General features: G+C 69.0%; 10 protein-coding genes. 1 reads left to right on the forward strand and 9 read right to left on the reverse strand.

The features are described 5' to 3' along the window. Positions 1 to 10: 10 nt before the first annotated feature. The 9 genes from NS4_RS09175 to NS4_RS09215 form a co-directional block, all read right to left on the reverse strand. Entirely contained in the window at positions 11 to 730 is a 720-nt protein-coding gene (locus NS4_RS09175) for a response regulator (protein ID WP_063059091.1), read from the reverse strand. Further along, on the reverse strand, positions 730 to 3,276 hold the full coding sequence (locus tag NS4_RS09180) for a sensor histidine kinase (RefSeq protein WP_063059092.1): 2,547 nt from the start codon (positions 3,274 to 3,276) through the stop codon (positions 730 to 732). The genes NS4_RS09175 and NS4_RS09180 overlap by 1 nt, the downstream gene beginning before the upstream one ends. Before the next feature lie 28 nt (positions 3,277 to 3,304). Continuing rightward, complete coding sequence (locus tag NS4_RS09185) at positions 3,305 to 4,243, reverse strand: potassium-transporting ATPase subunit C (RefSeq protein WP_063059093.1); 939 nt, start codon at positions 4,241 to 4,243, stop codon at positions 3,305 to 3,307. Between the two features lies 1 nt (position 4,244). Then, positions 4,245 to 6,392, reverse strand: a complete 2,148-nt coding sequence (gene kdpB, locus NS4_RS09190; protein WP_063059094.1) for a potassium-transporting ATPase subunit KdpB — start codon at positions 6,390 to 6,392, stop codon at positions 4,245 to 4,247. Then, the gene (gene kdpA / locus NS4_RS09195) at positions 6,392 to 8,062 is read right to left on the reverse strand and encodes a potassium-transporting ATPase subunit KdpA (RefSeq protein ID WP_063059095.1); all 1,671 of its coding nucleotides are present in this window, start codon (positions 8,060 to 8,062) and stop codon (positions 6,392 to 6,394) included. Before kdpA ends, kdpB begins: the two co-directional genes overlap by 1 nt. Beyond that, entirely contained in the window at positions 8,063 to 8,152 is a 90-nt protein-coding gene (gene kdpF, locus NS4_RS32105) for a K(+)-transporting ATPase subunit F (RefSeq protein WP_063036007.1), read from the reverse strand. A 709-nt stretch (positions 8,153 to 8,861) separates the two neighbouring features. Then, entirely contained in the window at positions 8,862 to 9,293 is a 432-nt protein-coding gene (locus NS4_RS33305) for a PASTA domain-containing protein (RefSeq protein ID WP_245665205.1), read from the reverse strand. A gap of 169 nt (positions 9,294 to 9,462) precedes the next feature. Next, complete coding sequence (locus NS4_RS09210) at positions 9,463 to 10,788, reverse strand: bifunctional o-acetylhomoserine/o-acetylserine sulfhydrylase (RefSeq protein WP_063059096.1); 1,326 nt, start codon at positions 10,786 to 10,788, stop codon at positions 9,463 to 9,465. A gap of 223 nt (positions 10,789 to 11,011) precedes the next feature. Then, positions 11,012 to 11,356: a YnfA family protein gene (locus tag NS4_RS09215; protein WP_063059097.1), complete on the reverse strand. Its 345-nt coding sequence runs from the start codon at positions 11,354 to 11,356 to the stop codon at positions 11,012 to 11,014. 105 nt (positions 11,357 to 11,461) lie between these two features. Between NS4_RS09215 and NS4_RS09220 the strand changes: the two genes are divergently transcribed. Further along, complete coding sequence (locus NS4_RS09220) at positions 11,462 to 12,685, forward strand: cytochrome P450 (protein WP_063059098.1); 1,224 nt, start codon at positions 11,462 to 11,464, stop codon at positions 12,683 to 12,685. Positions 12,686 to 12,754 lie beyond the last annotated feature (69 nt).

The following is a 12,754-nucleotide window of genomic DNA, read 5'->3' on the forward strand; positions in this document are numbered from 1 at the left end:
GAAGAGGACGTCAATACCGGAACCGGTGGCCCATGCCCGGTTCGGTCAGCAGATGCCGTGGACGCGCCGGGTCGTCTTCGAGTTTGCGCCGCAACTGGGCCATATAGACGCGGAGATAGTGGGTTTCGGTCTGATAGGCCGGCCCCCACACCTCGCGCAGCAGCTCGGTGCGGCCGACCAGCTTGCCGCGGTTACGTACCAGCATCTCCAGCACCCCCCACTCGGTGGGGGTCAGATGCACCTCGGCGCCGCCCTTGACGACCTTCTTCGCCGACAGGTCGACGGTGAACGAATCGGTCACCACCACCGGTTCGTCGGTTTCGGCCGAGGCCGCCGCGCGCCGCAGGGCGGCGCGCAACCGGGCCAGGAACTCGTCCATGCCGAACGGTTTGGTGATGTAGTCGTCGGCGCCGGCGTCGAGCGCATCCACCTTGTCGGCCGAATCGGTGCGGGCGGAGAGCACGAGCACCGGCACCCGCGACCAGCCACGCAACCCGGCCAGCACCTCGATACCGTCGATATCGGGAAGCCCCAGATCCAGGACCACCGCGTCGGGGCGGCGTTCGGCGGCCGCGCGCAGCGCGCCCGCACCGGTGGACGCGGTGACCACCTCGTATCCGCGCACCGACAGGTTGATCCGCATGGCGCGCAGTATCTGTGGTTCGTCGTCCACCACGAGGACGGTCGTGTCCGCCTTCGGTCCGGCATCCTGCTCCGGGGGAGTCTTCATCACCGCACCTCCGTCGCCGGTATGTCCTCGCCGACGTTACCGGGCGCGACCGCCAGGTCGACGGTGACCGTCAGCCCACCCCCGGGAGTGTCGGTGGCGGTGACGACGCCGCCCATGGCGACCGCGAAACCCCGGACCACCGAGAGCCCGAGCCCCAGACCGCTCGCGTTGTCCCGGTCGCCCACCTGCTGGAACTGGTCGAACACCCGCTCGGTATCGAGGCCCGGCAGACCGGGTCCGTGGTCGACCACCCGGACGATCACCCGCCCGTCGGCCGCGGTGGCGTCCACCTTCACCGGGGACTCCGCGCCGTAGCGCAGCGCGTTGTCGACCAGATTGGCCAGGATGCGCTCCAGCAGGTCGGCGTCGGCCCGCACCGCCAGCGATCCCACCTGGACCGTCACCCGGTCGAGGGAACTGCGGCGGGCCCCGCGCGGGCTGACCCCCACACTGACCAGCGCCCGGTGCACGACCTCGTCCAGATAGACCGGCTGCATCCGTGGCCGTACCACCCCGGCGGCCAGCCGCGACGAATCGAGGAGATTGCCGACCAGCGAGGTGAGTTGATCCGCCGATTCCTCCACCGTCGCCAGAAGTTCGGCACGGTCGGTGGGGGAGAACTCGACATCGTCGGAGCGCAGGCTCGACACGGCGGCCTTGACCGCGGCCAACGGCGTGCGCAGGTCGTGGCTCACCGCGGAGAGCAGGTCACGCCGTAGCCGGTCGGCCTCCGCGAGCGCGGCCGCCTGATTGGCCTCCGCGGCGAGCTGCTGCCGCTGCACCAGCCCCACGGCCTGGTTGGCGACCGCCTCCAGGACCCGCCGGTCCCGGGCGCGCAGGGTCGGTCCACCCAGGAGCAGCCAGTAGTCGCCGTCGCTCACCTCCACCGCGGTATCGGCGGTATCGGCGCGTTCGGGCGGATCGGTGCCGACCGCGGCGATCACCCCGTCGGTATGGTGCCGCAGGCTCACCGCCCGCTGGGCGTAGGTCCGGCGCAAGCGGTCCAGCAGCGCGGTCAGATCGGCGCCGCGCAGTACCGAACCCGCGAACAGTGTCAGCAGTTCGGCTTCCCGGGACGCCTGACCGGCCTGTTCGGCCCGCCGGGCGGCGGTATCGACGAGAACCGCCACCGCGACCGCGACGACCAGCAGCAGCACCGCGGGCAGGAAACTGTTCGGTTCCTGGATGGTGACGCTGTAGCGGGGATCGGTGAACAGGACGTTGAGCAGCAGGCCGGCGAGCAGCGCGGCGGCGATCGCCGGCAGGACGCCGCCGAACAGGGCGACCGCCAGCACCGCGACGAAGTACAGCGCGCTCTCGCTCACCAGATCCAGGTAGCGGTCGAGCCAGGCCGCGAGCAGTGCCGAGATCGCCGAGGGCACCACGAACGCGGCGACCCAGGCCGCCGTGCGCCGCAACCGGGGCCGCGGCCGCCGCCTGCGGCGTCGCCGTCCCGCCGCCTCGTGGGTCACCATGTGCACATCGATCTTGCCGGAGCGTTGCACCACCTCCGCGCCGATGCCCTCGTCCACCATCCGCGCCCAGCGGGAGCGCCGGGAGGTGCCCAGCACCAGTTGGGTCGCGTTGACCGTGCGCGCGAAATCGAGCAGCGCGGCGGGGACCTCGTCACCGACCACCGTGTGCAGTTCGGCTCCCAGATGAGCGGCGAGTTCCCGGACCGCCGCCATCTGCGGCGCCGCCACACCGGTCAGCCCGTCGCCGCGGACCACATGGAGCACGAGGAGTTCGGCACTGGACTTGGCCGCGATCCGCGCGGCCCGCCGGACCAGCGTCTCCGATTCCCGGCCGCCGGTGACCGCTACGACCACTCGCTCCCGGGCCTCCCAGGTGTCGGTGATCCGGTGGTCGGCACGGTACTTCGCGAGGGCCGCGTCCACCTGGTCGGCCAGCCAGAGCAGCGCCAGTTCGCGTAGCGCGGTGAGGTTGCCGCGCCGGAAGTAGTGGGCGAGTGCGGCGTCGGCCTTGTCCGCTGCGTAGACATTGCCGAGGCCGATCCGCCGCTGCAGTGCCTCCGGGGCGATATCGACCAGTTCGATCTGGTCGGCGGCCCGGACCACCGAATCCGGTACGGTCTCGCGCTGAACGACGCCGGTGATCTGCTCGACCACATCGTTGAGGCCCTCCAAGTGCTGGATGTTCACCGTCGAGACGACATCGATCCCGGCGGCCAGCAACTCCTGCACGTCCTCGTAGCGCTTACGGTTCCGGCTGCCCGGGGTGTTGGTGTGGGCCAGTTCGTCCACCAGCACCAGCTCCGGTTGCCGCCGCAGCACCGCGTCCACATCCAGTTCGTACTGCACCGTCCCGCGATAGGGGATCGCGATGCGGGGCAGTTGCTCGAGGCCTTCGAGCAGTTCCGCGGTCTGCGCGCGCCCATGGGTCTCGACGATCGCGGCCACCACGTCCTCGCCGCGGCCGAGCCGGCGATGCGCCTCGCCGAGCATCGCATACGTTTTCCCGACCCCGGGGGCGGCGCCGAGATAGATGCGCAGCTCACCCGGGGTGCGGTCGGGTGTCGTGCTCACGTCGGCATCATGTCATCCCACGCCCGCATCACGCGCCGCCCGCGGCGGAAGCGGGATAGCGGCGGTCCAGGTCGAGGTTGAGTTCGAGCACGTTCACCCGGGGTTCGCCGAGAAATCCCAGTGCGCGACCAGCGGTATGAGCCGCCACGACCTCGCGCACCGCGGCCGGGTCGACGCCCCGCGCCGCGGCGACCCGGCGGACCTGGATATCGGCGTAGGCGGGGGAGATGTGCGGGTCCAGGCCGCTACCGCTGCCGGTCACCGCGTCGGCGGGGACCGCCGGTTCCGCGGGAGCGTTACCGGCGATCGGCACGATGCGCCCGGCCGAGTAGTCCTCGCCGTAGCGGGCACATTCGACCCGGACGCCCTGGTATTCGGCCATGAACACCACGGGTGCCGCACCCCGGCGGGTGGGGCAGGGTTCGTTCACGCTGACCACTCGTTCGGGTGTCACCGTGCCGTCGTGGTGGAAGGTTCCCAGCACGGCCAGTACCGCCCCGACGCCTTCCGGGGTACAGAACGGCCGTGCCCCGTCCACGTCCTCCCGCTCGCCGATCTCCCGGCTACGGGTGCACACCTGCGTCAGCAGGCTCGGCGCGAAACCGGCTGTTTCCGGATCGGCGTCGGCGGCGAGCGACGCCGGATCGGCGGGCGTGTCGACGACGTCCTCCGGGCCGAGGTTGCCCGGGCCCGAGGCCAGTCCGTCGTAGCCGGCGGCGGAGGGCCGGCTCTGGAAATACCAGGCGATCGGCGTTCCGTCCGCATCGGTGAACGACTGGCCGATCAGCGAACTGCCGGCGATACGGCCGTCGGTTTCGATGAGCGAACCGTCGGCCTTGTCGCTCAGCCCGGGAAGCCGGCCCACCGCCCAGACGCCGGCCGGATAGAGCAGACCGGTCACCAGGGTCAGCACCAGCAGCGCGCGCAGTGCCGCCAGATGCTGCCGGATCAGATCGGAAAAAGACATATCAGGACATCCCGGGGAGGTATCGGACGAAGAGGTCGATGATTTTGATCCCGACGAACGGCGCGATGATCCCGCCGAGCCCGTAGATCGACAGATTGCGGCGCAGCAGGCCGGCCGCGCTGCCAGGTGTGTACCGGACACCGCGCAACGCCAGCGGGATGAGTGCCACGATGACGAGGGCGTTGAAGATCACCGCCGACAGGATCGCCGACTGCGGACTGGCCAGCCGCATGATGTTCAGCAGGTCGAGTCCGGGGAAGAGGCCGACGAACAGCGCCGGGATGATCGCGAAATATTTGGCGATATCGTTGGCGATCGAGAAGGTCGTCAGTGCCCCGCGGGTGATGAGCAGCTGTTTGCCGATCTCCACGATCTCGATCAGCTTCGTCGGATCGGAATCCAGGTCCACCATGTTCCCGGCCTCTTTGGCGGCCGAGGTGCCGGTGTTCATGGCGACCCCGACATCGGCCTGGGCCAGGGCGGGCGCATCGTTGGTCCCGTCACCGGTCATGGCGACCAGCCGGCCGCCGGCCTGCTCATGTTTGATCAGCTCGAGTTTGTCCTCCGGGGTGGCCTCGGCCAGGAAATCGTCCACCCCGGCCTCGTCCGCGATCGCCTTGGCGGTGCGCGGGTTGTCGCCGGTGATCATGATGGTGCGGATACCCATCCGGCGCATCTCGGCGAAACGCTCCCGCATGCCCTGCTTCACCACATCCTTGAGGTGGATGACGCCGAGCACCCGGGCGTCGCCGTCGACGATCTCGCCGACCACCAGGGGAGTGCCGCCCGCGGCGGAGATCCCGTCCACGATGGTGCCCAGTTCGGTGGGCACCGCGCCGCCGTGGCCGCGGATCCATTCGGCGACCGAATTGGCCGCGCCCTTGCGCAACCGGTGTCCGTCCACATCCACTCCGGACATCCGGGTCGCGGCGCCGAACGCGACCCACTGTGCGTGGGTGAGTTCACCGGCGGTGCGTTCCCGCAGTCCGTACGCCTGTTTGGCGAACACTACGATCGACCGGCCCTCCGGGGTCTTGTCGGCGAGGCTGGAAAGTTGCGCGGCGTCGGCCAGCCGGTCGGCCGTGATCCCGGCGAGCGGGACGAAATCCGCGGCCTGCCGGTTGCCGAGCGTGATGGTCCCGGTCTTGTCCAGCAGCAGTGTGTTCACATCGCCGGCGGCCTCGACCGCGCGCCCCGACATGGCCAGTACATTGCGCTGCACCAGCCGGTCCATTCCCGCGATCCCGATGGCCGAGAGCAGCGCGCCGATGGTGGTCGGGATCAGGCATACCAGCAGCGAGACCAGCGCTGTCCCGGTGATTCCGTAGCTGCCCAGCGCCGGGCCGTCCGGCACGCCCGGGTTGTTGTTCCTGGAGTAGATCGCCAGCGGCTGCAGGGTGACCACCGCGACCACGAAGATGATGGTCAGGGCCGCCAGCAAGATGTTGAGCGCGATCTCGTTCGGCGTCTTCTGCCGGGCCGCGCCCTCCACGAGGGCGATCATCTTGTCGATGAAGCTCTGGCCGGGCTCCTGGGTGATCCGGACGACGATCCGATCCGACAGCACTGTGGTACCCCCGGTCACAGCCGACCGGTCGCCGCCGGATTCCCGGATGACCGGGGCGGATTCACCGGTGATGGCCGATTCGTCCACCGAGGCGATCCCCTCGACCACATCACCGTCGCCCGGGATGACCTGCCCGGCCTCCACCACCACGTAGTCGCCGCGCCGCAGCTCCGGCGCCGGGACCGGTTCCTCGGTAACGGTCGCGCCCGATGACCAGTCGGGGAGCCGGCGGGCGACCGTATCGGTTTTGGCCTTGCGCAAGCTGTCGGCCTGCGCTTTTCCGCGGCCCTCGGCGACCGCCTCGGCCAGGTTGGCGAACACCACGGTCAGCCACAGCCACACAACGATCGCCCAGGCGAAAAAACCGGGCTCGGCGATCGCGAGCACGGTCGCCCAGACGGCGCCGATCTCCACGATGAACATCACCGGATTGCGCCACAGCGTCCGCGGATCCAGTTTGCGCACCGCCTGTGGTAGCGAGGTCAGCAGCATCTGTGGATCCAGCAGTCCGCCGTGTACCGGTTTCTTCCCGGACTGCGGTCCGGCCGGGAGGCCGGCGTGTTCGAGAGTAGGAGTGGACATCAGTGGAGCCCTTCGGCGAGTGGCCCGAGCGCCAGCGCGGGCAGGAAGGTGAGAGCGACCAGGATCACGGTCACGCCGATGACGAGGCCGACGAACTGCGGTCGATGGGTCGGCAGGGTGCCCTCTGATACGGGGGCGGCGCCCTGCCTGGCGAGTGCACCGGCCAGGGCCAGGGCCAGGATCATCGGCAGGAAGCGGCCGAACAGCATGGCCAGACCCAGCGCGGTGTTGAACCATTCGGTGTTACCGGTCAGGCCGCCGAACGCGGAGCCGTTGTTGTTTCCGGCCGAGGTGAAGGCGTAGAGCACTTCCGACAGCCCGTGTGGCCCGGAATTGAGCATCGACGCGCGCTGCCCGGGCAGGGCCATGGCGGCGGCGGTTCCGGTCAGCACGATCACCGGGGTGACGAGGAAATAGCCGGCGGCGAGTTTGATCTCGCGGGGGGTGATCTTCTTACCGAGGTACTCCGGTGTGCGCCCGACCATCAGCCCGGCGACGAACACCGTGATCACCGCCAGGATCAGCATTCCGTACAGGCCCGACCCCACGCCGCCGGGCGCGACCTCACCCAGCTGCATATTGAACATCAGCGTCATGCCGCCGAGGCCGGTGTAGGAATCGTGCGCCGAATCGACGGCGCCCGTGGAGGTCAGTGTGGTGGCCGCCGCGAAGGTCGCCGAATTCGCCACCCCGAAGCGCTGTTCGACACCCTCCGAGGCTGCGCCGACCGCGGCCGGCACGGTGCCGTGGTGCTGGAGCTGGAAGAGGTTGACCAGACCGATGCTCAGCAGTGCCGGCACGGTCATGACCGCGGTGACGGCGAACCCCTGCTTGGGACTGTTCACCATGCGGCCGAAGGTGCGCGGTAGCGAGAAGGCGATGACCATCAGCAGGAAGATCTCCAGCCAGTTCGTCCACGCGACCGGATTCTCGAAGGGATGCGCGGCGTTGGCGTTGAAGAACCCGCCACCATTGGTGCCGAGATTCTTGATGGCCTCCTGACCGGCGACCGGTCCGCCGGGCAGGGTCTGCGTGGTTCCACCGAGGGTGGTCGCGACCTGATCGTGCAGGTGGAAATTCTGGACGACACCACCGGCGATGAGCACCACGGCCGCAGCACCCGCGATCGGCAGCAGGATACGCAGCGTGCCGCGCACCAGATCCACCCAGAAATTACCGAGTTCACCGGCCCGCGAGCGTGCGAAACCGCGGACGAACGCCATGGCGACGGCCATACCGACCGCGGCCGAGACGAAGTTCTGCACCGACAGACCGGCCGCCTGGACCAGATGGCCCAGCGTGGATTCGCCCGCGTAGTTCTGCCAGTTGGTGTTGGTGACGAAACTGACGGCGGTGTTCCACGCCAGCGCCGCGGTCATGGGGGTGGCGGGGTCGGCGGGGACCAGCGGCAGCTTGTCCTGGACCAGTAGTAGGACGAACAGGAGGATCACGCTGACCGCGGAGAAGGCCAGGACGCTGCGGGCGTACCCGCCCCAGGTCTGCTCACGGTCGGGGTCGGCGCCGATGATCCGGTAGATCCCACGTTCTACGCGGGAATGCCCGGTGCGGGTGTAGACGCGATACATGTAGTCCCCGAGGGGAACGTGCACGAGAGCCAGCGCGATCACCAGGGCGGCGACGAACAGCAGCCCGGCGGTGGTGGTACTCACTCAGAACCTCTCGGGGAACAGCAGGGCGGCCACGAGGAACGCGGTCACCGCAACGGCCAGGACCAGCCCTACGGCATTGACGATATTCACAGGCGCTCCACCATTCGCTGCACGAACCCGAGCACACCGAACACCGCGACCGTGACCACGAGAAAGGCCAGGATCGACACTTCGCCTCCGTTCCGAGAACCTGGGGCAGCGCGACACGGCCGATCGGCCGCTGCTGCCGAACCGGATCGAAACTACGAGCCGCGCGGTCTGTGGTCCGCACACGTTGACGGGTCCTTTACGCGCCGCGTGCCTGCATTGACGCCTTCCTTGCGCGTGTTGCCGGCCTGTTGTGACGTGGATCGCCACCGGTAGCGTCCCCTCGGCGAACTGTTGTGATCCGCTATGTGCGTCCCTACCGGGAAGCCGGTCATCGAACGGTTGATCCCGCTACCGAGAGGTGCGTCCTGCCCGGTCGACCGCGGGGCAGGACGGTGTATGACGTCTATGGGCGGCAGCTGTATGCGCGAACCTGCCCGCGACACGGCGCCGAAGGCGCACGCTGTAGGGAAAGCGCAGGTGTTCGCCACGCCCGTCTGATCGGATCTGCCCCGGCACGGACAACGGAGGATCGCTCATGCACCCGTTCGCCTATCAACCGCTCGAACTCGTCCAGGCGGTCATCTTGGCCGTGCGGTGCGTCCTGCACGTGTATTCGTCGGGCACGCCGTGTGTACCCATCTGATGGCGCCGGGAGCGCCGCCGGTCTGCCACTCCCGACCGGAAGCGGCAGACCCGCGGCGCGCGTTCCTCACCAGCAATCGGTCGGTTCGCCCACTTTGACCACCGAGAGCACCGCATCGCCTTCACCGATGGGTGTGCCCGGCGCCGGTTGCTGTGAGACCACCACCCAGTTGCGGTCCACCACCTGCGCGCGACCCCGGCCGGTAGCGTCCTCGCTGCGGGAGTAGAAGACCCCGGCCGTCTGGATGAGGTCCTGTGCCGCCTGCAGATTCATGCACACGACCGAGGGCATCGGTACGCGGGCCGCGGTATTCGCGACCGGGGGTGCCGTATCGGTCGCGGCCGATTGCGGCGCGGGCGCGGTGAGTGTGACGGTGGTGATCCGGACCGGAACGGCCGACGCGACGGCCGTGTACGACTCCGTATCCGGTTCGGGGGAGCCACAGGCGGCCAGTACCGTTGCGGCCGCCACGATCACGCACACGCAGAGTGTCTTCATGAGCATCCTCTCGACCTTCGGTGAAGTGGTGTGGATCACTCGCAGATCGATCGGCTATCGATAGTTGTTACGCGCGGCGGGAATCGGGGGGACGAACGCGGGGCCGGAGAGAGCAAGGGCCGGACCCGCCGAGTGGCGGATCCGGCCCAGAGGCACCCGGTCTCGCGAATTACTCCGCCGCGGCGGCGAACCCGGTCCGCAGATCGACGAGGATGTCCTCGATCCCTTCGATGCCCACCGCCAGGCGCACCAGCCCCGGCGTGACGCCCGAGCTGAGCTGCTCGTCCGGGGTCAGCTGCGAGTGGGTGGTCGAGGCGGGATGGATGACCAGCGAACGGACATCGCCGATATTGGCGACGTGGCTGTGCAGGGTCAGCGCGTCCACGAATTTCTTGCCCGCGTCGACGCCGCCGGCCAGTTCGAAACCGACGACCGCGCCGGTGCCCTTGGGCGCCAGCCGCTTACCCCGCTCGTACCAGGGGGAGGACGGCAGGCCCGCATACGACACCGAGGTGACTTCCGGCCGCTCGGTGAGGAACTCGGCGACCGCCTGCGCGTTCTGGACGTGCCGTTCCACCCGCAGGCTCAGCGTCTCCAGGCCCTGACTGATGAGGAACGCGTTGAACGGCGCGATCGCGGTACCGAGGTCGCGCAGCAGCTGGACCCGCGCCTTGAGTGCGTAGGCCGGGGCGCCGAGGTCGGCGAATACGGCGCCGTGGTAGCTCGGGTCGGGCTCGGTGAAACCCGGGAAGCGGGGGCCGTCGGCGCCGCGGACCGTCCAGTCGAACGTGCCGCCGTCGACGATCACGCCCGCGATCGCGGCACCGTGGCCGCCGAGATATTTGGTCGCCGAGTGGACGACGATATCGGCGCCGTGCGCCAGCGGCTGGATCAGATAGGGGGTCGCGACCGTGTTGTCGACGATCAACGGCAGGCCCGCGCCGTGCGCGACCTCGGCGATACCGGGGATGTCGAAGATGTGGTTCTGCGGGTTGGACACCGTCTCGCCGTAGAAGGCCTTGGTGTTCGGCCGGACCGCGGCACGCCACTGGTCGAGGTTGTCGGGATCCTCGACGAAGGAGACCTCGATACCCAGCTTGGGCAGCGTGTAGTGGAAGAGGTTGTAGGTGCCGCCGTAGAGCCGGGGGCTGGAGACGACGTGGTCACCGGCACCGGCGATGTTCAGGATCGCCAGGGTCTCCGCCGCCTGCCCCGAGGACACCAGCAGCGCCGCCACCCCGCCTTCGAGCGCCGCGATCCGCTGTTCGACCGCGTCCTGGGTCGGATTCATGATCCGGGTGTAGATATTGCCCGGCTCCGCCAGTCCGAACAGTGCCGCGGCGTGCGCGGTGTCACGGAAGGTGTAGGAGGTGGTCTGGTAGATCGGGAGGGCCCGGGCGTTGGTGCTCGCGTCGGGGTCCTGTCCGACGTGGATCTGCTTGGTCTCGAAGCTCCAACCGGCGGATGGGTCGGCCGGCGGGGTGGTTTCGCTCATCGCGGGGTTCTCCTGTATGTGAGGAACGGGACGATCGCGCCGGACGCAGCGAATTGCTTCGGGCAGCACGCTTTTCCGGCCTGCCGCGGCCGGATGCGCCGCTGCGGCCCGTTCACGCTAGGGGCGGCCATCGGGAAATGGCCACAGTTTTGTTCGCGCAGATTCCAATCATGCCGTGGTGGCGGGCCCCGCGCGATGCCTTCCGCCGTTCGGTCCGGCGCGCTCATCCGGCCGCCGCACCGCGCGGTGCGTACATGATGATCGCGACCCCGGCCAGGCAGAACAGCGCCCCGGTGAAATCCCAGCGGTCCGGCCGGAACCCGTCGAGCGCCATCGCCCACAGCAGCGAACCGGCGACGAACACCCCGCCGTACGCGGCGAGGATCCGGCCGAAGTTCGCGTCGGGTTGCAAGGTGGCGACGAATCCGTACAGCCCCAGTGCGAGCACGCCCGCGCCGATCCAGGCCCAGCCGCGATGTTCGCGCACGCCCTGCCACACCAGCCAGGCGCCGCCGATCTCGGCGAGCGCGGCGACAGCGAACAGCAGGATCGACCGGATAACGCTCATGGCGCCGAGCCTACGAGACTCCAGGGCCGCGGACCGGGGCGGTTTCGCCGGAAACCCGTCTAGGTATGACAAGACAAAACTGGCAATATGTCTTATCGTCGATACATGGTGGCAGATACGTATCAGGATCGGGTCCGTTTCGAGTTGCGCTCCGGCGAGTCCTGGCGCGAACCGTGGTCCATGTACTCCGCGCTGCGCGACCACGACCCGGTGCACCGCGTCGTCCCCGCCGACCGCCCGGACAACGACTATTGGGTGCTCACCCGGCACGAGCACGTGTACGCCGCCGCCCGGGACACCGCCACCTTCTCCTCGGGCGCGGGGCTGACGGTGGAATACGGTGAGCTCGAGCAGATCGGGCTCACCGGGAACCCGCCGATGGTGATGCAGGATCCGCCCGAACACACCGAGTTCCGCAAACTGGTCGCCCGCGGCTTCACCCCGCGCCAGGTCACCGAGGTGGAGCCGATGGTGCGCCGGTTCGTCCGGGACCGCTTGGACCGGCTGGCCGCCCACGGCGGTGGCGATATCGTGGCCGAGGTGTTCAAGCCGCTGCCGACCATGGTGGTCGCGCACTATCTCGGAGTTCCCGAGGAGGATCGTTCCCGTTTCGACGGCTGGACCGACGCGGTGGTCGCGGCCAGCACCCAGCGCACGGCGGACGCGCAGGCGGCGTCGATGGAGATGCTGGGTTATTTCGCCGAGCTCATCAAGCGTCGCCGTACCGATCCAGGCGACGATACGGTGTCGCTGCTCGTCCAGGCCGGTATCGGCGCCGACGACGCCGATGTGGACGGCCTGGTCCAGATCCTGGCCTACACCTGGACCATGGTCGCCGGCGGTAACGACACCACCACAGGTCTGCTCGGCGGTGCGGTGCAGTTGCTGCAGCGCTACCCGCGGCAGCGCGCGGCCCTGGCCGCCGACCCGGACGGCATCCGGACCGCGGTCGAGGAGTTCGCCCGTCTCACCTCTCCCGTCCAGGGCCTGGCCCGGACCACCACCCGTCCGGTGGAGTTGGACGGCGTGACGATTCCCGCGGGCCGTAAGGTGCTGCTCGTGTACGGCTCGGCGAATCGCGACGAACGGGTCTTCGGGGCCGATGCCGCCGAACTCGATATCGAGCGCAACCCACAGCGCATCATGACCTTCGGGCACGGCTCGCATCACTGCCTGGGCGCGGCCGCGGCCCGGATGCAGGCACGGGTGGCACTGGAGGAACTGCTGGCGCGTTTCCCGGACTACCACGTCGATATCGACGCGGTCACCTACGCGCCCGGGCCGTACGTCCGGCGGCCGATCAGTGTGCCCTTCCGGTGCGCGGCGTGACCGATCGACGCGACGACCCGCTGCACCGCATCCCGGCCGTGAACGATCCCCGCGCACTGAGCGGCGACC

Source organism: Nocardia sienata NBRC 100364 (genome assembly GCF_001613205.1).
Taxonomy (GTDB): domain Bacteria; phylum Actinomycetota; class Actinomycetes; order Mycobacteriales; family Mycobacteriaceae; genus Nocardia; species Nocardia sienata.